The organism is Paenibacillus sp. NPDC101420 (assembly GCF_050277435.1).
In the GTDB taxonomy this organism is placed as follows: domain Bacteria; phylum Bacillota; class Bacilli; order Paenibacillales; family Paenibacillaceae; genus Paenibacillus_AQ.
On record NZ_JBNNSE010000001.1, the window covers coordinates 730,790 to 751,577 of the forward strand.

At 41.0% G+C, this 20,788-nt stretch carries 28 protein-coding genes; 4 read left to right on the top strand and 24 right to left on the bottom strand.

The genetic code is table 11. The annotated features are described in order from the left end of the window. Positions 1–91: 91 nt before the first annotated feature. From ACQKMP_RS03425 to ACQKMP_RS03435, 3 genes are all read right to left on the bottom strand, one after another. Entirely contained in the window at positions 92–1,717 is a 1,626-nt protein-coding gene (locus tag ACQKMP_RS03425) for a glycoside hydrolase family 9 protein (RefSeq protein ID WP_427468824.1), read from the bottom strand. A gap of 155 nt (positions 1,718–1,872) precedes the next feature. After that, positions 1,873–2,622, bottom strand: a complete 750-nt coding sequence (locus ACQKMP_RS03430) for a GTP pyrophosphokinase (RefSeq protein ID WP_042187155.1) — start codon at positions 2,620–2,622, stop codon at positions 1,873–1,875. A gap of 221 nt (positions 2,623–2,843) precedes the next feature. Further along, positions 2,844–3,422, bottom strand: coding sequence for a TIGR00730 family Rossman fold protein (locus tag ACQKMP_RS03435; protein WP_339247212.1), 579 nt, complete (start codon positions 3,420–3,422; stop codon positions 2,844–2,846). Between the two features lie 97 nt (positions 3,423–3,519). Between ACQKMP_RS03435 and ACQKMP_RS03440 the strand changes: the two genes are divergently transcribed. After that, positions 3,520–3,837, top strand: a complete 318-nt coding sequence (locus ACQKMP_RS03440) for a MazG nucleotide pyrophosphohydrolase domain-containing protein (RefSeq protein WP_042187151.1) — start codon at positions 3,520–3,522, stop codon at positions 3,835–3,837. A gap of 73 nt (positions 3,838–3,910) precedes the next feature. Here the strand turns inward: ACQKMP_RS03440 and ACQKMP_RS03445 are convergent, their stop codons facing one another. The 3 genes from ACQKMP_RS03445 to lepB form a co-directional block, all read right to left on the bottom strand. After that, positions 3,911–4,771, bottom strand: coding sequence for an alpha/beta fold hydrolase (locus ACQKMP_RS03445; RefSeq protein WP_341060446.1), 861 nt, complete (start codon positions 4,769–4,771; stop codon positions 3,911–3,913). Between the two features lie 264 nt (positions 4,772–5,035). Continuing rightward, positions 5,036–6,073, bottom strand: a complete 1,038-nt coding sequence (locus tag ACQKMP_RS03450; protein WP_042187147.1) for an HD-GYP domain-containing protein — start codon at positions 6,071–6,073, stop codon at positions 5,036–5,038. 126 nt (positions 6,074–6,199) lie between these two features. Beyond that, positions 6,200–6,697: a signal peptidase I gene (gene lepB, locus ACQKMP_RS03455; RefSeq protein ID WP_042187138.1), complete on the bottom strand. Its 498-nt coding sequence runs from the start codon at positions 6,695–6,697 to the stop codon at positions 6,200–6,202. Between the two features lie 207 nt (positions 6,698–6,904). On the opposite strand from lepB, the gene ACQKMP_RS03460 reads away from it, so the two are divergent. Beyond that, the gene (locus ACQKMP_RS03460; protein WP_042193683.1) at positions 6,905–7,843 is read left to right on the top strand and encodes an alpha/beta hydrolase; all 939 of its coding nucleotides are present in this window, start codon (positions 6,905–6,907) and stop codon (positions 7,841–7,843) included. Between the two features lie 140 nt (positions 7,844–7,983). Here the strand turns inward: ACQKMP_RS03460 and ACQKMP_RS03465 are convergent, their stop codons facing one another. Next, entirely contained in the window at positions 7,984–8,379 is a 396-nt protein-coding gene (locus ACQKMP_RS03465) for a DUF4265 domain-containing protein (RefSeq protein WP_042187136.1), read from the bottom strand. Between the two features lie 368 nt (positions 8,380–8,747). Beyond that, entirely contained in the window at positions 8,748–9,605 is an 858-nt protein-coding gene (locus tag ACQKMP_RS03470; RefSeq protein ID WP_042187132.1) for an SDR family oxidoreductase, read from the bottom strand. A 197-nt stretch (positions 9,606–9,802) separates the two neighbouring features. Between ACQKMP_RS03470 and ACQKMP_RS03475 the strand changes: the two genes are divergently transcribed. After that, a complete protein-coding gene (locus ACQKMP_RS03475; protein ID WP_427468825.1) occupies positions 9,803–10,579 on the top strand; it encodes a hypothetical protein in 777 nt (258 codons plus the stop codon). An 18-nt stretch (positions 10,580–10,597) separates the two neighbouring features. On the opposite strand, the gene ACQKMP_RS03480 is transcribed toward ACQKMP_RS03475, so the two are convergent. The 13 genes from ACQKMP_RS03480 to ACQKMP_RS03540 form a co-directional block, all read right to left on the bottom strand. Beyond that, positions 10,598–11,389: a lipid II flippase Amj family protein gene (locus ACQKMP_RS03480; RefSeq protein ID WP_042187128.1), complete on the bottom strand. Its 792-nt coding sequence runs from the start codon at positions 11,387–11,389 to the stop codon at positions 10,598–10,600. A 24-nt stretch (positions 11,390–11,413) separates the two neighbouring features. Beyond that, a complete protein-coding gene (locus ACQKMP_RS03485) occupies positions 11,414–11,824 on the bottom strand; it encodes a DUF2809 domain-containing protein (protein WP_081382731.1) in 411 nt (136 codons plus the stop codon). A gap of 9 nt (positions 11,825–11,833) precedes the next feature. Continuing rightward, positions 11,834–12,259 carry a hypothetical protein gene (locus ACQKMP_RS03490; RefSeq protein ID WP_042187124.1) on the bottom strand — a complete coding sequence of 142 codons (426 nt, stop codon included), beginning with the start codon at positions 12,257–12,259 and terminating at the stop codon, positions 11,834–11,836. After that, positions 12,256–12,843: a histidine phosphatase family protein gene (locus ACQKMP_RS03495; protein WP_339247196.1), complete on the bottom strand. Its 588-nt coding sequence runs from the start codon at positions 12,841–12,843 to the stop codon at positions 12,256–12,258. The genes ACQKMP_RS03490 and ACQKMP_RS03495 overlap by 4 nt, the downstream gene beginning before the upstream one ends. A gap of 18 nt (positions 12,844–12,861) precedes the next feature. Next, on the bottom strand, positions 12,862–13,335 hold the full coding sequence (locus tag ACQKMP_RS03500) for an NUDIX domain-containing protein (RefSeq protein WP_042193681.1): 474 nt from the start codon (positions 13,333–13,335) through the stop codon (positions 12,862–12,864). A 210-nt stretch (positions 13,336–13,545) separates the two neighbouring features. Continuing rightward, positions 13,546–13,692: a hypothetical protein gene (locus ACQKMP_RS03505; RefSeq protein WP_156113097.1), complete on the bottom strand. Its 147-nt coding sequence runs from the start codon at positions 13,690–13,692 to the stop codon at positions 13,546–13,548. 61 nt (positions 13,693–13,753) lie between these two features. Continuing rightward, the gene (locus ACQKMP_RS03510) at positions 13,754–14,218 is read right to left on the bottom strand and encodes a DUF523 domain-containing protein (protein ID WP_427468826.1); all 465 of its coding nucleotides are present in this window, start codon (positions 14,216–14,218) and stop codon (positions 13,754–13,756) included. Between the two features lie 145 nt (positions 14,219–14,363). Next, positions 14,364–14,930 (bottom strand): putative ABC transporter permease, encoded by a 567-nt coding sequence (locus ACQKMP_RS03515; RefSeq protein ID WP_427468827.1) that lies wholly within the window; start codon positions 14,928–14,930, stop codon positions 14,364–14,366. A gap of 162 nt (positions 14,931–15,092) precedes the next feature. Beyond that, positions 15,093–15,281 carry a hypothetical protein gene (locus ACQKMP_RS03520; RefSeq protein WP_427468828.1) on the bottom strand — a complete coding sequence of 63 codons (189 nt, stop codon included), beginning with the start codon at positions 15,279–15,281 and terminating at the stop codon, positions 15,093–15,095. A 177-nt stretch (positions 15,282–15,458) separates the two neighbouring features. Continuing rightward, positions 15,459–15,638, bottom strand: coding sequence for a hypothetical protein (locus tag ACQKMP_RS03525; protein WP_042126589.1), 180 nt, complete (start codon positions 15,636–15,638; stop codon positions 15,459–15,461). A 91-nt stretch (positions 15,639–15,729) separates the two neighbouring features. After that, a complete protein-coding gene (locus ACQKMP_RS03530) occupies positions 15,730–16,416 on the bottom strand; it encodes an LrgB family protein (protein WP_042187114.1) in 687 nt (228 codons plus the stop codon). Further along, complete coding sequence (locus ACQKMP_RS03535; RefSeq protein ID WP_042187112.1) at positions 16,416–16,826, bottom strand: CidA/LrgA family holin-like protein; 411 nt, start codon at positions 16,824–16,826, stop codon at positions 16,416–16,418. Before ACQKMP_RS03535 ends, ACQKMP_RS03530 begins: the two co-directional genes overlap by 1 nt. A 210-nt stretch (positions 16,827–17,036) precedes the next feature. Then, on the bottom strand, positions 17,037–17,711 hold the full coding sequence (locus tag ACQKMP_RS03540) for an NAD(P)H-dependent oxidoreductase (RefSeq protein WP_042187111.1): 675 nt from the start codon (positions 17,709–17,711) through the stop codon (positions 17,037–17,039). A gap of 151 nt (positions 17,712–17,862) precedes the next feature. Between ACQKMP_RS03540 and ACQKMP_RS03545 the strand changes: the two genes are divergently transcribed. Next, positions 17,863–18,255 (top strand): winged helix-turn-helix transcriptional regulator, encoded by a 393-nt coding sequence (locus tag ACQKMP_RS03545; protein WP_042187109.1) that lies wholly within the window; start codon positions 17,863–17,865, stop codon positions 18,253–18,255. Positions 18,256–18,271: 16 nt separating this feature from the next. Here the strand turns inward: ACQKMP_RS03545 and ACQKMP_RS03550 are convergent, their stop codons facing one another. The 3 genes from ACQKMP_RS03550 to rhaA form a co-directional block, all read right to left on the bottom strand. Then, the gene (locus tag ACQKMP_RS03550; protein ID WP_427468830.1) at positions 18,272–18,643 is read right to left on the bottom strand and encodes a YkvA family protein; all 372 of its coding nucleotides are present in this window, start codon (positions 18,641–18,643) and stop codon (positions 18,272–18,274) included. Positions 18,644–18,754: 111 nt separating this feature from the next. Continuing rightward, complete coding sequence (locus tag ACQKMP_RS03555; RefSeq protein ID WP_042187105.1) at positions 18,755–19,393, bottom strand: Vat family streptogramin A O-acetyltransferase; 639 nt, start codon at positions 19,391–19,393, stop codon at positions 18,755–18,757. A 116-nt stretch (positions 19,394–19,509) separates the two neighbouring features. Then, positions 19,510–20,784: an L-rhamnose isomerase gene (rhaA, locus tag ACQKMP_RS03560; protein ID WP_427468831.1), complete on the bottom strand. Its 1,275-nt coding sequence runs from the start codon at positions 20,782–20,784 to the stop codon at positions 19,510–19,512. Between the last annotated feature and the right edge of the window lie 4 nt (positions 20,785–20,788).

The following is a 20,788-nucleotide window of genomic DNA, read 5'->3' on the forward strand; positions in this document are numbered from 1 at the left end:
CATACCATTTCGTATTATAGCATTTTAGCTACATAAAAAAAGAGAAAGGCATCTCCCCCATGAGACATGCCTTTCCCATATATTAATTAATTTATTGATTAAACCGAGCTGTAACGAACACCGCAGGTGAATTCCAGTAGATCGTTACCTCATTCGTAGAATAACTAAGTTCATGATCGGCAAAGCACTGAGCGGCTGGTTTTCCTTGTAAATGTTCTACTACATATTCATCATGAAGCCCACTATCTGGCCCCCCAGATACAAGACCCGGCACAGGATCAACCACATGGTCACCAACAGATGGACGATGATGCGGATGCATCACTGGATGATCGCCAAATCCGGTAACATAACTGATATCCAGTACGTTACGACCCATCAGATAGTGCAAATGATCTAGCGCACAGTCCGCAAAGCTCGAATCTCCACTAAAATATTCAGCCACTAGCAGCAGCATAGCATTGTTCATTACTAGCATATTGCTACCCCAAATATAGTCTTCCTCTTTTAAGGAGATCCTATAGCCATCCTCGCGACTCTGTTCAGATAAACATCCAGCTTCAGCTAGAAGTCCTTCTCTTAAGGAAGCATACAAAGCACGGTCTGCTAGATCTTCACCATTTAATAGATACGCAAGTGTGCCGTAGCCCCCCATATCTGCCCAGCCTAGACTGTATTTTGAAAAAGACAACTGCACCAGTTGCAGAACAGCTTGATGGTATTCTTCTTTCCCCGTCGTACGATAGAGCTCCGCAGCTGCCCAATACCGCTCATCCTTGTCGTTCCCATCTCCATATTCACCGGTGCTAATTTCTGGCGGATTTATAAACCCTGGCGCATCTGGGTGTTGAACAAGCCATTCCCAAGCTAGTGTTGCGGCATCCAGACATTTCTTCGCATAGGCTGAGTCAAAGGGCTCATATATCCGCGCTGCCATGGCCATGACTCCAGCAAAATCTCCAGTGGCGGTTGCTGACACCGGTGAGAAATATAGATCTGCTGTATCAGCCTCTGGCATCACATCCAAATCTGGAAAGCTCAGCGTAGTCAGCTTATGATACACTCCACCTGTTCTATAGTCTTGCATTTTGAATAACCAATCCAGCTCCACTTTGCATTCCAGCAGTATATCTGGAGTTATCCCCCCACTTTCAGGAATCGGGATAGCGCTTACAAAAGCAGATGGATATAACTCATAGGCTAGTAAGAGATCGGCGATGGCCTTGGCTCCGGGTCCACTATATTTACCATAATCACCTGCATCATGCCAGCCTCCAGAACAATCTAGCCGACGCTCCGTTTCACCATATACAATTCCCTCTGCTGTATGACATGCCTTATGCTTCCAATCTCCAGCATACTCTTCAGTCAACTCAACCCCGCAACGATAATAATAAAAGGCCTTCAGCAAGCCCTGTTGAAGCTCCTGATAAGGTTTATCTGAGATTATAAATGATGCCGAAGCTATCCCCTCACCTTGCTCAATCCGGTATCTGCCCACTGCATGAACCTCAGAAAAGTCACCTGTATGTACAGTTACTCCGCTTGCCTCATCAAATCTGGGAGTACCTGTCTGCCCTTCGAATACAACATTTCCATGATCAACATCAACAACCTGAAAGTCATGTCCAGCACCAGTAAACACTGCAATCTTTTCTCCACCCACCGGATATCCGATTTGATTTACAGTAATGGTTCGGAGTTTACGCTCACTCATCTTCATTCTCCTTCATATCAATTTGATGAAGCCAATGATTACAAGTCTCTCTTTCAAGTTGAGAATACTCTATTCTAGTTGTACGTGGCAATGATAACTACAATAAAAAAACCTAGAGTTAACCAGAAACGGTAACTCTAGGTGATATGATCAGCTTATTTGTCTCCAAGCAGCTTAATAAAGTTAGCTGGAAGTGTGAATTGCTGATTGTGAATCACTATACGGCGAAGCTCTTCAAAGGAACTAAGATCATCATCTTCATCGTCGTCTTTGATTTCCTTAATGTCCCGATGCAGTCGCTCCATTTGCAGATCAAGTGCATGAGCGGCATCCGCTGCATTTTTCAATTCACGCGTCATACTCTCTGGTACTGACTTATTATATTTATAGAAAATTTTATGTTCGAGACTTGCCCAGAAATCCATAGCAATGGTACGAATTTGTACCTCAACGCACACTAACTCCTGACGATCTGACATAAATACAGGTACCTGAATCAGCAAATGCAAACTTTGATAACCGTTAGGCTTGGGATTCTTAATATAATCCTTCACTTCAAGAACCGTTAAGTCGTCCTGCTTCTGAAGCATTTCACTTACATGATAAATATCTGAGATAAAAGAACAGGTAATTCGTAGACCTGCAATGTCTTTAATACAATTTCTCACAGAATCTAGAGATAATTCTCCATTTTTGCGGAGCATTTTGTTCATAATACTCTCGGGAGACTTGATTCTCGATTTGGTATGTTCAATAGGACTGTAATCGTGTAGAGACTGAAACTCCTGTTTGAGGATCTCAATCTTCGTCTCCATCTCATCAAGCGCAAATTTATAAATCAACATAAACCGGGTGATCTCGTGCTTAAGCTTCTTAAATTGTTCGATTTGATTCTCGGGGGTCATTATCCATTTCTCCTCTTGTAGCTTTTCTCTATATTTATCATAGCCAATCCACTAGTGAAATTCAAATTCAGCGAGCGAATGTGAGGTTATTCAAAGTTAATTTGATTCAAATCCCATATTTCAAATGGGGTATTAACCTACCCATATTCTACCACAACCAATGATTAGCAGAAAAAGAGCTCCCTCTCGGCAGCCCTTTCATCTGTTACAGTAACTGTTCTTTAGTTAAGCTGTTTCCACTTTTGCTCCAACGTTTGAGGGACATAGCTTTCTAATTTTTTTAATAGTTCCAAGGGTTCTTGATCTATATTTAACAAGCTAAGATGCGAAGCGTTAGAAAATCCCTCGTTAATGCTATGTTGAATTAGATTCATCAGAGGATCAAAATAATTCCTGATATTTAAAACCCCTACCGGTTTCTTATGTATACCGATTTGTGACCAGCACAAAACCTCAAACAGCTCTTCATACGTTCCAAAACCGCCGGGTAAAGCAATAAACCCATCCGCCAATTCTCCCATTTTTGCTTTACGTCCATGCATATCGTCCACTTCTATCAGCTGCGTTAATTCTCTATGTACCATCTCTCCATTAAACAATCCCCTAGGCATAACTCCGATCACCTCACCTCCACCGTTCAAAACAGCATTGGCGACTTCACCCATTAATCCAATTTTTGACCCCCCGTAAATTAAGCGATAATCGTTCATAGCCATGTAGTTTCCAAGTTCAACAGCTTTGACTTTATATTCCTCATGCACCCCTAAATTCGATCCTGCAAAAACACAAATTGATTTCAAATCCTCATCTCCAAACTATATATTGATAATATCCGACATCTAATATACTATATGTTGGAGAATAAATCATATAAAAGATTAAGGAGAGCTACATAATATGGAGATCAATGAAGTGCAGAAATGGATTAAAAGTTATTATGGACAAAGAGGCTGGACCGATTATGGTCCTTTTATACGGGTTGGATTTCTTATGGAAGAGACAGGTGAGGTTGCACGGGCAGTACGATCCTATGAAATCGGAAGAGATCGCCCAGATGAATCTACCCCTCCACCAGAGCAACTGAAACAAGACTTGATTGAGGAAATTGGTGATGTGCTAGGCAATATAGCCTTGTTAGCCGATTTGTATGGTATCACTTTAGAAGAGGCATTTACTGCACATAAGGAAAAATTAGTTAAACGCTTTAATTCCTAAGGAGAAGTAGAAAAAGGGCTACAATCGGCATCACCGTATTGTAACCCTTCTTTATCTAACTATTTAAGCCTCGTTAACTATTACTGCCTAATGTATGATTCGAAATAGCATTAATTATTGTTTCCCAATCATCTGGGTGAACTTCGTGACCCGTTCCTTCTAGGGTTAGTAGCGACGCATTAGGAATTTCATCGGCAAGCGCCAGACCATGCTCCAAGGGAAGTACGCTATCTTCTGTACCGTGGATAACTAAGGTAGAAACTATGATATTTTTCGCCTTCCCCTCGTAGTCATCCACTCCTGTAAGAAGCGAATGATTAAACATGCTGAGCAAGTTGTTTGCACGTTTTATTTCCATCCTAACTTGTTTATACGCTCTTTTCTCATCGAATTTATGTTTTGATCCACAGAGTATGCTGGAACCGGAAACCAAGTAATCTGCGACCGCTTTTTCATCTGACCAATCCAGACTAGCTCCATTTGCATGAAAAGCGAGGATCCTCTCATCCATTGGAGGTAAGTTCCGGTCATTATCATCAGATTCAAAAATGCTAGATGCGACCAATGTTAAGGTTAGAACCTTTTGGGGATGACGTATAGCAAGGACTTGTGCAATCATTCCACCTAAGGACATCCCAACGATATTTGCCTGTTCTATATTATAAGCGTCAAGTAACCCAGCAGCATCATCGGCCATATCAATTACCGTATAATTAGAACTCCCAGGCTCATATACAACAGAACGTCCCACATCCCGGTTATCATACCTTATAACATATCGTCCTGTATCTGCTAATCGTTGACAAAACTCCTCATCCCAATAAACCATTGAACAAGTGGCACCCATAATTAGTAATATTGCAGGATTGCTGGGGTCTCCAAAACTATCCGAACATATATCAATTCCGTTTACTTTAAATATCTTTTCGCTCATTGTTTATTCCTCATTTCATTCGAATTTGGTAATCAAAGAATGCACACTTAAATAAGACCCGTCACATTTTGAAATAAATGGATGTTGGTGTCATTGAATTGCACCTCGAATTAACGCAAACGAATGAACTTGATAATCACGATAAGCACTCTCCTACTTCATATTAAAGGGTTGTTAACCCAATTTCGATTATAACATAAAAAGACTATCCTCTGATTTTGAATCAGGAGATAGCCTTTCCATTTATCCAGATAAAACTATTCGTTAAATAAATACTTCCTCAACGGTCAAATTTCGCTCCTTGGATAAATCCCTAAACGTAGTTTCATCTACTTTCACTAACGGTTTAAAAATATCCAAAGGGTTGTTCATAATAATCGTACCTTGCTCTCCGTTGCTAAGCTGAACACTTTTACCTACGAAGTTCGGCAGTAAATGTCCAATCAAAGCTTGTACCGCATTTCCATTCAGCTTGCCAAAGCCCAGCTCATGCACCTTGCGCAGAACGGTAATCAGCCCTTGTTTGGGTTGATTCACTCTTGCAGAGGTCATCCCAACATAGGCATTAGCAACAGCCACAATCAGTGTATACGGGTGCAGGTCCGCCTTACGAAGCATATTAGGATAACCAGTCCCATCCTCGAATTCATGATGCTGAAGCGCCACCAGAGCGGTCTTCTCGTCATTCATAGATTTAAGAATAATATCGTATCCATACGAAGTGTGACGCTTTAGTTCTTCAGTTTCCTCAGGGGTTAAGATCCCCGTCTTATTTAAGATAGATGGGTCGATCTGACTTTTTCCTATGTCGTGTAAATACCCTGCCCGGCTAATCTCGTAGCGTTCTTCTTTGGTATAACCTAACCAAGTCGCTATGTAAAATGATAGCAGTCCCACCTGTAATGAATGATTGTATGTACCAACGTCTTCTCGTTCAAGCAACAGCAATAAGGAAACTACATCCTTATGTTCATCCATTTTTTCCAGCAAGGGCTGCAACGTAAGATCAACATCTGACTGCGTGAAACTGCCCTTGCTGAGTGCTTCTAGAAAAATAGATTCATAGTTTTGGATTGCTAGATCAAAGTTTCCATTTAAGCTTTGCTCCAGATTCGTTCCCTCATTATCCATCGCAATGCTGCGAGGTTCAATATCGACATAATCGATACGATGTCTCATCAGGAGGGTGATTTCTTCTTGGTAAACAATTGTCCCTTTTGGGAGCACGTGTAAACCAACACTATTAAAAGTGTCCAACATAAGACAATCGCCATGTTTGAGATCCGTGACATGAGCTTTCAAAATTCTGCACCCTTCCTATCAATAGGTATATTTTACCTTAAGGATAGCTAAATTATTCCAAAGTCACAATATGGTTAAAGTCTCATTAACACTATCAATTAGTTCAAAAGACCCCCGCAACATCACCTAAAAAGGAATACTAAAGTCCGCTATCACTTTTCCAATCAACTGATCCTTCGCTACAAAAGGAGTAGCCCAGAGATGAGCATCGTAGCTTATATTCCGGTTATCTCCGAGAAAAAAGTAATGGTCCGACGGAACCGTAACGGGTCCAAAAGTATAATTCATCCGCTCATTAAGATAGGGTTCATTGATCTCCGTTCCATTTCTGTAAAGGGCCCCATCTTTAATTTCAATGGTATCACCTGGCAACCCTATCAACCGCTTTACATATCTTTTATTCTCATCACCTGCTACCGGAGGCGTAAACACGACGATATCTCCATGATCGAGTGTCGTCATCCATAACATTTTTTCAACGATTAGACGGTCATTAATTTCAATTGTAGGAATCATAGAGCCAGTAGGAACCCTCATGGCTTCAGCAACATAAGTTCTTACAAACAAAGATAGGACCACTGCGATAGCAACACTAGGCAAATATTGTTTGATAAATTTCAACATAATTGCTCACCTCATATTCATTTTATAAACTCTTTGATCGGTGCAGAAGCTTTTTTCGCTCGTTCATATTCAGTTCATATTGTCGTCATGTATAGTTCATCTTCATCGGGTAAGCTTCCTTTAGCAATTCGTTAAGGTACTAAAATAAAGCGATTAGAACAGGAGAAGATACGAGTGAAACCAGAAGAAGAGGTTATTAAAAAAAGGATGAATAAACCGCTTAAAATTATACTTATTTCCATAGGGGCTTTAGCTACTGCAATAGTACTTTTTCTAGTGACTGTTTTTGTCGCTAATATTTTCCTCAACAAATCGGACCAAGCTAAAATAAAACCCTATGGTCAGTCTGTAAGCGTCGATGGTAAAAATATGAACGTTTTGATTCAAGGAAAGGGTGAAGAGACAGTCGTGCTCTTACCTGGTTATGGAACGGTGGCACCGGGACTTGATTTTAAGCTGTTAATAGATGAACTATCTCCATTTTACAAAGTTGTCGTGATTGAGCCTTTCGGTTATGGATTAAGTGATAGAACTGAAAAAGAGCGAACCACAGAAAACATTGTGAGTGAAATTCATGAAGCTGTAAAGCAGCTTAATATTGACCGTTATATTCTAATGGCACACTCTATTTCCGGTATGTACAGTTTGAATTATGTGAACAAATATCCAAACGAAGTGAGTGCATTTGTCGGGATTGATAATAGTATTGCAACGGAAGACAGAATAGGTGTTAAAATACCAACAGGAAAATTAAAACTACTTAGAGAATCAGGCTTGGGCAGATTGTTATTTAAATCAAGTGGAAATCCCTATGCTGAATTGCCGTTTGATGATGAAACTAAAGAACAATTGAGATTGCTTACGCTTAGAAACACTTATAATTACACTAACTTAAATGAAGTGGAACATATGTCTTCTAATTATAAAGGGGCTCTAAATTCAACTTTTCCAAAGGATCTCCCCCTTTTGCTCTTTGTTCAAGGGGATGATACTCTCTTAAAAGATTGGATATCATTGCATGAAGAGCAAGTCAAAAATTCCGTACAAGGAAAATTGGTAAAACTTGATGCAGGACATTATCTGCACCATACCAAATCAAAAGAAATCGCCGAAAATTTTAAGACATTTATGAAAGAAATAAAATAAGTATAGATTGTATCGCTCAGATTGTCTAAAGCGTTTCACCTATTCTCCATGCTGCTGCATCATGTGCAAGCTTCCTTGCATTTCATGCCGCAGCATTTTTTTTCTTATTCATAATCGTTAATATTTACGTACCCACACTTCTAAAACCGCTCAATAATGCGATTCATTTCCCCATCTACGTCCATCAAAGTATTCTTAGGTATATGAATGACCAACAAACCGCCAAAGATCTGTTCACATTTCCCATCATTCTCTGTAATCCGTTGTTTAAAAGCAGAAATGGCTGCTGAATCAACAGCCTCTTTACTGAGGAGCCAAGCGTACCTTTTGAAATGAGATTTCTGTACAGTTTCCTGATAGTAATAGATCCCTAGCTCTTCTTTCACCCGTATAATATCACCCATTGTAACACTTGGATTAAAGATCGGCGTCTCTTCGATGCGGTATTTATCTTTACCGACTGGAGTAACATCAAGGATTTCTATTTCACGGCCTGCTGGATCGAAGCAAATATGTAGTCCTGACGAATCTAGCATCAGCACACCTCAATTCTATTCAAAATCTGATCTTGATGATTCTAAATAACACAAAACACAATAAATACATTAAGCTTGTAATCCCGAACAACCTGAAGATTCCCGGCGTTAAAAACATATATAAACTGTATGGAAAACTCCAAATAAAGGCGAGAAGCATGAGAAGGCTTCTGTTTAAAGAGACACCTATCGCAAGTAATCCGGCAGGCAACACCAGCATTACCATACTTATTATAATACTGGATTGATTCGTAACCTCAGCATACGGATTAATGAATATAAATATAAACCATAAAAAAACGGTCATCAAACTGGATACATATCCAATGAGTTTAATGATTGTTAAGTTTATGGATTGCTCCATTCCATCACCTCAATTCTTTCGCAATAATTCTCTCCAGCCATTTCCACGGGAGCAGCGTTTTGCCTAAGATCAAGATCCGGGTGCCTTTGCCGATAGGATACCGAAGCCTCGGTGACTTCATTTCAGTAATACGACCGATGAGATCTGCCACTTGCTTTGGATCAGGTGCAGTTTCAGCGGTATGCTTGGAATATCGTAGCACAGCGTCCAGACGGTCTCTATAAGGAGAATCCTCGACTTGACGAATTTGTGCCATTCCTTTTCCCCAAATCGGAGTACGGAAGGAGCCAGGTTCAATTAATACTACACGTATTCCATAAGGAGACATTTCATGACGCAGACTTTCACTGAATCCTTCTACTGCAAATTTGGAAGCTGCATATGGAGCATACCCCGGAAACCCGGACAACCCGCTTATACTCCCCACGTTAATAATCGTACCACTTTTCTGTTCTCGCATAACTGGCAGCACAGCTTTTGTGACCGCGACTAATCCGAAAAAATTCGTCTCCATTTGCTGACGCCATTCTTCCATGGATATCTCTTCTATGAAGCCGCCTATAGCAAAGCCTGCATTATTTACCAAAACATCAATTCTTCCGAATGTTTCATGTACTGAGGTTATAGTCGCCTGTATAGAATCACTATCGGTAACATCCATGGTCATAAAATGAAGCTGCTTCAAGAGTCCTGCTTGCTCTGCCTGCTGTTCAAGCTCGCCTTTACGACTCAAATCGCGCATGGTTGCTACAACTTTGAATCCCTGTCCTGCTAGTTTAAGGGCTGTGAGCAGTCCAAATCCACTAGAGGTTCCGGTTATTAAGGCCACTCGATCATGCATTCGATCTAGATGTGAATTCATCTTTGACTCTCCTTATGTTTCATTATTTCAAAAAAGCAAACAAATGTTCTTTTTCGGATTGACTATCCATTAATTTCAAGTTATAGTAAGTGTATCATTTATATTCCTGCGGGAGAAGCACCTCGCAAGATAGGCATTCATGCCTATCTTGGAGGTGCTTTTTTTGCGCACATAGACTAATTAAGGAGCTGAAATGAATGTTTATTCACAATTTTAGTTATTTAAAGAGATTTGTCCAATTAATCCTAGTAGTAGCTCTCCTCAACATCAACCTTACATTAGCTTCTGCAGGTACAGACTGGGATTCAGCCTTAGATGACATTAACGGTCTCCATGGTAATTATATCTCGCTTCAAGCAGCCCTCAAGTCCGATAGCTCAAAAATTCAAATGCTACGTAAGCAGAACAATGAAACTCTGAAATCTATTCACTCTGTCATAGAGTCAACAGATAAGGTTCTGCTGAGTCGTTTATCATCTGAAGCAACGTCGGCTCAGAAGAAACATGCTCCTCTACTGGACCAATACAGCACACTCAGTAAGCAGTCTACCGCAGCCAAGAAAGCTAAGGACTTTAAGACAGCCACTCTCCTGGATCTAAGACGCAATAAGCTCAAAGCTGCGGTAACACTCGCTAGAACTGAAATTAAGGCCAAGACAGACGCTTTGGCAACTGCCCGCAAGCAAACAGCTGCCAAGATCAAGCCTATCAAAGATGCTCTGGCACCAATCACAGCTCTGAAGAAGCAAATCACCGCCGAGAACAAGAATATCGCTGTAGCGCAGAAAGTTCGTTCAGAAGCAGATAAACAATATAAATCGGCTGTAAAACAAGGGGATGCAATTAAGGCAGTATCAGAAATGAAAATATCCTATGAGCAAATGAAACGAATTCATGACATGCATCAGAATATTTACAGCTGGGAGCAGAAGATCTCCCTAGCTCTACGATCTGCAGAGTCTAAGCTTCCATAAGGATTCGCTCCCAACGGCTCATATCAGCTTCACTAACATACTAATTAGTTGGGCTGCGGGCACAATTAGGAGCTGAGCAAATATAGTACCTATAAAACGTGAACCCATCAATACCACATATATTTTTCCTAGTTGATCACGGTATTCTACATTTTCAGTGGCTTTATGGGTAATAAGACCAAGCTGTGGGTCGATAAATATGGTCAGCAGTATAGTCGCCATTCCGTTAATCAATCCTGAGGCTTGAGAAGCAGTCGTGCTATATTGAGGCATTAGATGAGCAGCATACAAAGATGATATGACCCCTACGGTGTAAAAGGCTGTAACAAAAACATTCATAACAATAAAACGTTTAGGAATCCCCAGGTATCTGAAGTTATATAGATTCACTTTTGGTTTTCTTATGTATTTTCTAGTATTTTTTAACTGCCCGATCGTTACGCTCGTAAGCAGCTTGGGAATAGAACCTTCGATTTCAAGCTTTGAGATGATTCTCCCAAACAAGCCTACAAAAGTAGGGAAAATAGCAATGGCAATTAATGTCCCTAATGAAGAAGCTAACAATATAATTCTCAAGTAATTAAGAAGTGGGAAATCAGAATGTATTTTGGCATAATCTACGAATTTAGCCGTCAGTGGAGCTTGAATCATGTTTGCAGTTCTTGACACGAGAACAATAATGCCTGTCAGAGACAAAGCAATAGCTATCTTGTTCAGCTTCACCCCGGCGTATCTTACCGAATAAGATAAGGTTTCTGCTGTATGAATAATCATTGTAAGCAAGCATACTACAATCAAGCTATTTACCATTTTTAGGTTCATCTCCATTAAAAGCTATTTATCTATTCGGTGCAGTTTTGGGCGAAAGTATTGATCCAGTCCGTAAGAAAGCGTAATTCCAACGGTATATCGAACAAGGTCAATCCATAGGAATCCCTTTCCGAGAATCAACCCACCGAGTATGGTAGCACGGATGCTGTTGATCCACTCTGCTTGATACAGTTGGCTAAATTCTATGCCGAAACTAAACATCAGGCTCCACATAAAAGCGATCCACAGCTTCCGGTTCACTAGCAGTACACGAAACATAAAGTAAACCATGCTGCCCCAAAGCGCATCTCCAAAATGTCTCGTTACAAACAAAGGTAGCTGTTCCGAGAATGCTCTAGAGCATAACCCCAGTACAATAACAATTAAGCAGATGCATCCATAAATAACTCTTTCTTTTAAAGCATTGACTCTCATTTCCATCCTCTATCCTGCGTCTGACTTGAAATTTATGCTTGATATAATATTAATCATCACGATATAAAACGGATAAATAATCATGGCCCCTATTATGATTAACCCCGTTACCGGAACTGGTTTATCCGCAGCTTCTGTAATCGGGAACCATGCTGCGAATAAATTAATAAACAGAACCAAATAGGGAAACCACAGGATCGTAGTGAAATATATGGATTTTTTACCGCTCAAATATTTTCTTGTCATCCAAACAAACCCCATAGAAAAAAATATAAACATCACAAATATGAAAATAAGCTGCAAGTTATTCACTTTATCCAGCTCCAAGCCAGAAATTCTACTAATACGATAAATATTTACTAGTAGCTCTATTACGACAAACAACATAAAGGCATAAAGTACGCTTAACGAATTCAGCTTAATAAAATACTTCATTTGCTCAGGACTTCGGGGTTCCACATTCGTTCCACACTAGTAAGCTCTAATTCATCAAATTCCAGCCTATAAATATCTGGTTTCGAAGTCTGTTCAAAGAACTCATAACCATACTCTTTATTGAAGTAATTCAGGATAATGGTCATGATATTCCCGTGGGTACCTAGTGCTATTTTGCCGCCTTTATTTTGCTGGATCAATTGCTTCATGATGGGGATCGCACGCTCTTGCGCTTCCTGAGTACTCTCACCATTTGGCATTTTATATTGTAAGTCTGTGAATGATGTCTGGATACCCTGAAGAAATTCTTGTTCACTGATCTCGATTTCAACGCTTGCGATGGCTCTTTCTCTAAGTTCCTCATACAGCTCAATTTCTTGATCCGATGCCTCAGCCAAATACTTAATCGTATCTATGGCTCGCCTATAAGGACTAGAAACAAAATGTGTGATCTCTTCCTCCGCCAACAGTTCTTTAATTCTATATGCGTCCTCATGCCCTTTATCAGATAATCCTCGTTCTCTCTCATCCCCAAGCACAAAAGGTGATACTGCGTGCCTAATCATATAAATAAAAGTCTTCATGAGTTACTCCTCTCCAGCTCATTCAAATATCGTTTTTGCCACTTCGCGGTCTTTCTTGAAAATCTCCACTGGATAGGGAATGGCCATCTCGGGCAGCTCACTCTCTTTAAAGAACTTAAATTCTTCGACTTCTCCATCCATTGCTCTCAGCGTTCCACGGATGATAGAACACTCAAATACGATGACTGTATATTCCACCTGGTCTCCATTGTTATATTCGTATCTATATTTCCCTCCACCAAAAACCCCAAGAATGGAAGTAGGATGCACCATTAATCCAGTCTCTTCATATACTTCTCTGCGCAAAGTTCTTCCCGGCCGTTCCCCTGGCTCGATGGCGCCTGCTGGCAATCCCCACAAGGACTCTTCAGGTTTTCGAATAAATAGAATTTCATCTTCTTTATTTCTTATTACTGCAGCTACGGAAGGCATCATTAATAACTCTGAACCCACTTTTCCTCGGATCTCCTGATAATACTCAGACATCGGCACGCTATTCATCCATCCTCTCACACCGTTTTGTAGAACATCATCCTATTTTCCTCCGGCTTCCCAAAAACCCACATTATGTATATATTAGACATCACTGTGATGGAATCCTTTAGAATCGGTAATATGCTTAGCGTGGAACAAAAAAAGCTTCCGAACGGCTCAATACTTTCTGAGGTCCGGAAGCAGTTACAATGAGGTGAGACTTTGAGCTTAATGTTTCCCTTTGTAGCCGGCAAGCTGTACGATCATGATGACAAGAACAAGCAATGAAATGAGCTGGTCAATACTCATCTGCGTCCGCCTCCAATCCCAAATGAAGGATGGCTCTTCGGACGGCATTTCCTCTCCCAAGGACACTGCTTCGTTCCCCTTATACACACTATGTAACGTGAGTTCGATTTATTACTTTAAGAATGACTTACCCCTCCATACGAGCAAGTTCTTTCTCCACTTCATCTAGTTGATCTTCGCCGAACACTTTAAAGCCATTTTGCCGTAATAACTCCGTAGTTGTACCTTCTCCTGACATCTTCGTATCCCTAAAAGTACCATCATAAATATAAAGACTACCACAAGAAGGACTATCCTGTTTTAATATTGCAAATGTAACTTGATGTTCTGTAGCCAGCTTCAGCGTTGCTTGAGCACCCTTCATAAAAGGTTCCGTAACATCCACACCTGCACCTGTTACTACCCGCTCACCTTGCCGCTGGGCATCTGGACGAGGCGTTGATAACCCTCCGACTACCTCAGGACAAATGTGGACAAAACGCCCTTCCTCATACCACTTCAAGAAACGAGCATCGAGACACGGTACATCACCATTATCAAAACGCACTTTATGTCCTAACAGACATGCGCTTACTAGAATCTTCCCTGTCATCGTAATCTCCACCAGTCCGTCTAGTATTTAATATATGGCTATATTATTTACGACACAAAACTGATATGCAAGATCGAAATGCTTGTCACTGAAATGTTTGTGCTTCATATACAAAAGAATGCTTATTATGCCCATATAGGCATCATTAATCTTGATATTGGGGGGTCTTCTCACTTCTATACCGACTCCAGCAAGTCCACAATAAATCAGCCATAAGATAGAGTCCCACGAAAGGAAATATAATTCCCCAAACATTATAGACTAGTGAATACAAACGCTCCATAAACGGCTGAATCCCATATACACAAGCTACCGATAGCGCCCACCAATATAGGGAGAATCGAAGGCAAATATGCCCTTGCAGTTGATAAGACATCCCTGAGTAATCCCACCATTGCTTTTGAAAGACAGACTTCAGCAGCCAACCACTTACATATTCAACAGCTGAAGGAACGACTAACGCAAGCAGGAGGAAAATTGGGAAAGGCAGGGTTAAGTCTCTGGCAATCAATAGAAGCAGTGGTGCAAATCCATACATTGGTTTAAAAGGGCCTTTTAGAAAGCCTTCTTTGCGAAAGCTTCCATTACTATATAAGTTATATGTACCTTCCAATACCCAGCCTAAAAAAGAGTAGATCATAAAATAAAAGAAATATTGGCCCGCCACTGCCATCGCAGAATCTCCGCTTGAAGAAAATATAGAAGTCATCATGTTATACAGCACTCCTAGTTGTCATTATTTTCTTAAATATCCATCCGGCCCTATTATGCCTTAATCCTTCAGGAGATATGCGCAACAAAAAAGACATAACCCGAAGGTTATGTCTTCATTACAAATTATAAAAAGTGAAGCGGATTCTCTATCCATCCACGCTTATGGTTTAAGCCGTTCTTCATGATTCTGAGCCGATATTAGCAACTGGTCGTCGTCTTGTTTCTTTAACGTATCCGTTGAAAGTTCACTACGTACGCCAAAGTTTGAACCATACTTTTTCTCAAAGTTGCCTGCAAGGGCCTCACCACGTTTTTGCCGATATCGGCTGTTCTCATTCCGACTACGCATTTCATTTCCTCCCTGCTACATGAATGGCTGAGATCTGTGAAATTTGCGAAAAACTACTAGGAACTTGGAGAAAACTCTCTGATGAGGTTGTACCTGAATTCATTATACAATAATTGTTAAAATCATCTCAAGCAAAAACAGACTGCCCAATGAAGGACAGCCTGTCTTCCGAATCATTTAGTCCAAATCGTTAGGAAGCGGATCAGGATGCGAGGACTCTGCAGGCTTGGCTACCCAATCGTCTGCTTCTGGCTCGATGTCCACACCATTCTCCATCTTCTTAATTTCAGCTAATGAATCGCCGTCTTTATTTTCCTTGTTGCGGATTTCCGCTTCATCTTGAGAATAATCTGACATGTGAAATCCTCCTCAGGTGCTTTGCTTTATTTGTTCCTTAGTTATAGTTACCCGATGGAGTGTTTTGCAAACATAGTTACGATGAATGAATTTAAGGGTACATGATCCAAGCTACCACCGGACCGATACATGAACCGACAATAGCACAAACGGTCATCGCTACAGAGCTCATTGAAACTGACTGTTCACCGTATTCCAGTGCCTTTGCAGTCCCAAGTGCATGAGAACCCGTTCCTAACCCGATCCCAATCCCAACTTCGCTTCGAATCTTAAACAGTTTAATAATGAGAGGACCGCCAATCGCACCTGTAAATCCGGCAATCATTACAAATACGGAGGTTAGCGAGGAGTCCCCACCTAAACCATTTGAGATTTGTATCGCCACAGGTGTTGTGATCGATTTTGGCAAAATGGACAGAACATACAATTTAGAGAATCCTAGACCAGCCGCCAAAAGCAGACCACTAAACATCCCTAATAACAGACCTGCAATCGCCCCCCCTAGGATGGCTGGAAGATTCTCAACTAACACATTACGTTGTTTATACAATGGGTAGGCTAGCGCCACTACAGCAGGACCGAGTAACTGATTGATCCACTGACCGCCTATCATATATGTATCATACGGAATATGAAAATATAGAAGTATTGCTACAACAAGGACAGTTGCTGTTAACGCGGGAATCAGTACAGGAAACCGAAAACGTCTATAAATTACGGACATCATCAAATAAATAGCAACATTAAGCAGGACAATTCCTGTCGCGATAAAAAACATTATAATTCCTTCCCCTTTTCGCTTAAGCTCTTGCTGCTCCAGCCCGCCTTGCTCTTTCCTTTCAAGGTTGAAAGCCATTGACTCGTATGTGCTGCTGCTGCAATTGTGAGGACGCTGCTAACGATAAGAATCAAGATTAAGAGCAAACCTCTTCCACTAAAAATATCCATATGCTTCACGATCCCAGCCGTCGCTGGAATAAAAAATAACGGAAGATAAGCTAATATTGTTGTTGCACCATCTTCAATCCACTTCACTGGTACAACCTTGAATAGCAATAAAACAAAGAGCAGCAGTAATCCGACGATACTCCCAGAAACGGGAAGTTGCAGCTGCTTTTGCAGGAAGTCTCCAGCCAAGTAGAACAAATAAAGCAGGAACACTTGGATAATTATGCGAATGATTTTCATGATGCAGGATCCCTTCATTATTAAATTAACTCGATAAAGCTTAAAATGGGTCACCTCAATAAGAGTATCAGAGTTTTCATGAAAATTTCAATTACTTTTCGAATCTTGTAAGAATTAAACAAAAATAACCTGCATGATCTCCAAGACACTGGAGACTTTGCAGGTTTCATTATTTTCGTTATGCAGCTCAAAAATGAGATTCCAGCTTAGTTAAACCCACTGAACGACTTGCCCTGCGCTTTGTCTTGTTTTTCCACGTGGTTCATTCAAACGATACCCAAAGGCTACCATGCAGGAGATTCCAAAATGTTCGGCATCCATAATCCCCTCTTCGGCAAGAACTTGCTCTATCTTCGCCTTATCGAAACCTTCCATTGGGCAAGAATCGATTCCGATTAAAGCGGCTGATGTCATCATATTACCAAGGGCTATATAAGTCTGACGGCAGCTCCATTCGAACATTGCACGCTCATTCTCCATCAATCCGAAATCAACCTTTAAGAACTTATCGAACATATTACCTTTCCCCTCCATCACTTCTGGAGGTAGCTCCTGCACATGCTCCATGATCCCTTTAATATAATCTGAATCAGCAGCCATATCTTTAGGAAGACGTGAGAGAATCAATACAAAATGACTTGCGGTTGACAATTGCTTTTGTGCTCCCCAGGCATGAGCACGTAATTTCTCACGTATTTCCGGACTTTGTACTACGACAAAACGCCAAGGCTCGAATCCGAATGAACTTGGTGACAGACGTCCTGTTTCCAGAATAAACTGAAAGTCTGACTCACTAATTTTTTTATGACTATCAAATTCTTTAGTTGCATGTCTGAACTGGTAAGCAGACAGGATTTCATTCTTGTTTAATGATAAAGTATCCATATTTAACACTCCTTTTATTTGCTTAGAATCAACGGCCCATTTGACTGTTTGCCGTTCTCATGCTTAATATTAGAATATATATCACTTCTTTAAAAGTACGCACATTAATGTTATGTAGTATACAAAATGATACTATGGGAGTTGAACGGCTATGCGTGATCGAAAAGGTGGATTCGGAGATTTCCCAGGAGGCAATAAGGAAGCTTGCCCTGTGGAATTTACGCTCGATGTTATAGGAGGAAAATGGAAGGGGATTCTCATCTATCACTTGATGGATGGAACGAAACGCTTTAACGAATTTCGCCGAATATGCCCAGGAATCACTCAACGCATGTTAACCTTGCAGCTTAGAGAGCTGGAAGAAGATGGAGTTGTTCACCGTGAGGTCTACCATCAGGTTCCCCCGAAAGTCGAATACTCGTTAACTGAATTTGGCAAGACACTGACCCCTATTATTAAACTCATGAAAGACTGGGGAGAGGTTTACAAAACAAAACAGCTTTCCGCAGAAAGCTGTCCAGAAGGTATGGATATTACGGTGTAGCTTAAAGCTGCACCTTTTATTTTTCAAAAAATGCCTCGGCCTTTTCCTTATGTTCGTTGGTTACCTGACCAGATATCGCTTTAATGCCTGCTGCAATGATCGCTGCATCATCTGTAAATCCAAGGCCGAGAATCGCATCGGGTATCGCATCAATCGGGGAGATGAAATAAGCCAACGCTCCGAAGGCAATTCCTTTTGCCCATAAAGGGGTCTTTGCGTCGACTGCGCAATAATACATCGCAATAGCATCTTTAGTAAATGGGATCTTTCCTGCGAACTTTTTAGTTTTAGTCCAAAAACTCCGCGTCACCATCTCCTCGTTCTCTTTACTGTATGGAAACTTCTCTGCTGTGAGTTCCGCAGTGATCTTATCATCATCTTTCTTCATTAGATTTTCCCTCCGCAAGGTTCATATGAAGTACATACAGTCAGTATACCCTCAGCTATTATTTATATCTTTAAGATAAACTATAGCTCGTTCTATGAAACTTACACAATATCATTTAATTTCTTTGATCTTATTCAAATCACTGCTGCATAACGCTTCAAGATTCTTAAAGATTCGCTCGGCATCCCAATCCCACCACTTAAGCGCTTCTAGATGTTCGATCAATTCATCATCAAAACGTTTTCTAATTACTTTACATGGATTTCCTCCAGCCACACTATAAGCCGGAATATCTTTCACAACTGTTGAATTGGCCGCGATGACGGCCCCATTCCCAATATGTACACCCGGCATAACCGTAACATTCTGCCCTATCCACACATCGTTGCCGATCACCGTATCTCCTTTTAAGGGTAGCTCTGATAGTTCTGGAACCGCATGCTCCCAGCCATTAGACATGATATTAAAAGGGTAGGTCGTAACAGAATTCATTCGATGGTTCGCACCATTCATGACAAATTCAATACCTTTGGCAATCGCACAGAATTTCCCAATAATAAGCTTGTCTCCAATAAAATCATAATGATGAGTCACATGCTCCTCAAACTTTTCCGCACCGTCTATATCATCATAGTAAGTATAATCGCCAACCATAATATTGTTCCTTGTAATCACATTTTTAATATAACAGATGCTTTTGATCTGTTCATTCGGATAGAGCGAATTCGGATTCGGTCCATATTTCTCCATAATATCGCCTCCTTCTCTTTTGATAAAACATAGCAGAGATCACAGATCTTTTCAAATAAGTACGAATCATGAACATAAAAAGCGGCTACCGTGTGGTAACCGCCATTACAAGTACTTTATCGCTTTGATAAAACATCTACTTCGTATTGCTTCACATCGCTCAGCCAACTTTCTCGGACAGGCACACCATTCGTCGCACAATAATAATCCCAAATAGCTCCGAACGGATAAGATTTCAATTCCTCTACCAATGCAAGTCTAGTAGTATAATCCCCATCCAGTTCAATTTGCTTCAATAGCTCTATCGGTTCCAGCATCGCACGTAGCAGGGCTTTGATTGTGTTACGTGTTCCGATCACCCAAGCGGCAATGTGATTAATACTTCCGTCAAAGAAATCGAGTCCAATATGAGTTCTTTCTAGGAATTGACCTCTAACTAGTTCACGAGCAATCTCCAGCAGTTCATCATCCATAGTCACCACATGATCGCTGTCCCAGCGTACTGGACGGCTAACATGCAGCAACAATTGATCACCAAACAGCAGCCAAGAGGATAATTTATTGGAGATGGTCTCGGTCGGATGGAAATGCCCAGCATCGAAGCAAACCGCTTTGCCCCGACTTAGTGCATAACCCATATAAAATTCATGCGAACCTACCACATAACTTTCTGAACCAATTCCGAACAGCTTGCTTTCTACAGCATCAATGTTATATTGCTGATCGATCTCCTCGCTGAAGATCTCGTCCAGTGATTGCTGAAGTCGCACTCTCGGTGACAGACGGTCGATCGGTGTATCTTTATATCCATCTGGAACCCAGAAGTTGGTTACACAAGGCTGACCTAGTGCCTGACCGAAAGATTCGGAGATTCGGCGTGAAGCCTTGCAATGAGCAATCCAGAAATTGCGGATTTCAGGATCCGAGTGGCTTAGTGTAAAGCCATCATTAGCTTTTTCATGAGAGAAGCAAGTGGGATTGAAATCTAATCCAAGTCCCTGCTCCTTAGCCCAGTCCACCCATCTTTCAAAATGCTTAGGCTCTAGCGCATCAAGATCTACAGTTTCTTCCGTATCAGCATAAATAGCATGTAAATTAACTTTATGACGTCCAGGGATAAGTGCTAGTGCTTGCTCCAAATCACGGCGCAGCTCCTCCGGATTTCTAGCTCGCCCCGGGTAACTGCCCGTGACCGCGATCCCGCCACTTAGTTCCTTTTCCTTATTCATGAAGCCCTTTACATCGTCTCCCTGCCAACAGTGCAATGAAATTTTAATTGCCGCAAGCTGTTCTAATACTTTATCTACGTCAATGCCATGCTGTGCGTAGAGCTTTTTCGCTTCATTATAGCTCGTCTGAATGCTCTTTAAGCTTTCTGTACTCTGCTCCATGCTT

What these genes read in the sequence shown, in the direction of transcription:
- ACQKMP_RS03545 (WP_042187109.1), top strand. Translation starts at nt 17,863, where the DNA reads ATGCGTGATCGAAAAGGTGGATTCGGAGATTTCCCAGGAGGCAATAAG.
- ACQKMP_RS03485 (WP_081382731.1), bottom strand. Translation starts at nt 11,824, where the DNA reads ATGAGAGTCAATGCTTTAAAAGAAAGAGTTATTTATGGATGCATCTGC.
- ACQKMP_RS03490 (WP_042187124.1), bottom strand. Translation starts at nt 12,259, where the DNA reads ATGAAGTATTTTATTAAGCTGAATTCGTTAAGCGTACTTTATGCCTTT.
- ACQKMP_RS03540 (WP_042187111.1), bottom strand. Translation starts at nt 17,711, where the DNA reads ATGGATACTTTATCATTAAACAAGAATGAAATCCTGTCTGCTTACCAG.
- ACQKMP_RS03445 (WP_341060446.1), bottom strand. Translation starts at nt 4,771, where the DNA reads ATGAGCGAAAAGATATTTAAAGTAAACGGAATTGATATATGTTCGGAT.
- ACQKMP_RS03480 (WP_042187128.1), bottom strand. Translation starts at nt 11,389, where the DNA reads ATGGTAAATAGCTTGATTGTAGTATGCTTGCTTACAATGATTATTCAT.
- ACQKMP_RS03555 (WP_042187105.1), bottom strand. Translation starts at nt 19,393, where the DNA reads ATGGAGAAATATGGACCGAATCCGAATTCGCTCTATCCGAATGAACAG.
- ACQKMP_RS03525 (WP_042126589.1), bottom strand. Translation starts at nt 15,638, where the DNA reads ATGTCAGATTATTCTCAAGATGAAGCGGAAATCCGCAACAAGGAAAAT.
- ACQKMP_RS03515 (WP_427468827.1), bottom strand. Translation starts at nt 14,930, where the DNA reads ATGATGACTTCTATATTTTCTTCAAGCGGAGATTCTGCGATGGCAGTG.
- ACQKMP_RS03475 (WP_427468825.1), top strand. Translation starts at nt 9,803, where the DNA reads ATGTTTATTCACAATTTTAGTTATTTAAAGAGATTTGTCCAATTAATC.
- ACQKMP_RS03510 (WP_427468826.1), bottom strand. Translation starts at nt 14,218, where the DNA reads ATGACAGGGAAGATTCTAGTAAGCGCATGTCTGTTAGGACATAAAGTG.
- lepB (WP_042187138.1), bottom strand. Translation starts at nt 6,697, where the DNA reads ATGTTGAAATTTATCAAACAATATTTGCCTAGTGTTGCTATCGCAGTG.
- ACQKMP_RS03470 (WP_042187132.1), bottom strand. Translation starts at nt 9,605, where the DNA reads ATGAATTCACATCTAGATCGAATGCATGATCGAGTGGCCTTAATAACC.
- ACQKMP_RS03425 (WP_427468824.1), bottom strand. Translation starts at nt 1,717, where the DNA reads ATGAGTGAGCGTAAACTCCGAACCATTACTGTAAATCAAATCGGATAT.
- ACQKMP_RS03530 (WP_042187114.1), bottom strand. Translation starts at nt 16,416, where the DNA reads ATGTTTTTTATCGCGACAGGAATTGTCCTGCTTAATGTTGCTATTTAT.
- ACQKMP_RS03465 (WP_042187136.1), bottom strand. Translation starts at nt 8,379, where the DNA reads ATGCTAGATTCGTCAGGACTACATATTTGCTTCGATCCAGCAGGCCGT.
- ACQKMP_RS03430 (WP_042187155.1), bottom strand. Translation starts at nt 2,622, where the DNA reads ATGACCCCCGAGAATCAAATCGAACAATTTAAGAAGCTTAAGCACGAG.
- ACQKMP_RS03460 (WP_042193683.1), top strand. Translation starts at nt 6,905, where the DNA reads ATGAATAAACCGCTTAAAATTATACTTATTTCCATAGGGGCTTTAGCT.
- ACQKMP_RS03520 (WP_427468828.1), bottom strand. Translation starts at nt 15,281, where the DNA reads ATGCGTAGTCGGAATGAGAACAGCCGATATCGGCAAAAACGTGGTGAG.
- ACQKMP_RS03550 (WP_427468830.1), bottom strand. Translation starts at nt 18,643, where the DNA reads ATGAAGAAAGATGATGATAAGATCACTGCGGAACTCACAGCAGAGAAG.
- ACQKMP_RS03440 (WP_042187151.1), top strand. Translation starts at nt 3,520, where the DNA reads ATGGAGATCAATGAAGTGCAGAAATGGATTAAAAGTTATTATGGACAA.
- ACQKMP_RS03495 (WP_339247196.1), bottom strand. Translation starts at nt 12,843, where the DNA reads ATGAAGACTTTTATTTATATGATTAGGCACGCAGTATCACCTTTTGTG.
- ACQKMP_RS03535 (WP_042187112.1), bottom strand. Translation starts at nt 16,826, where the DNA reads ATGAAAATCATTCGCATAATTATCCAAGTGTTCCTGCTTTATTTGTTC.
- rhaA (WP_427468831.1), bottom strand. Translation starts at nt 20,784, where the DNA reads ATGGAGCAGAGTACAGAAAGCTTAAAGAGCATTCAGACGAGCTATAAT.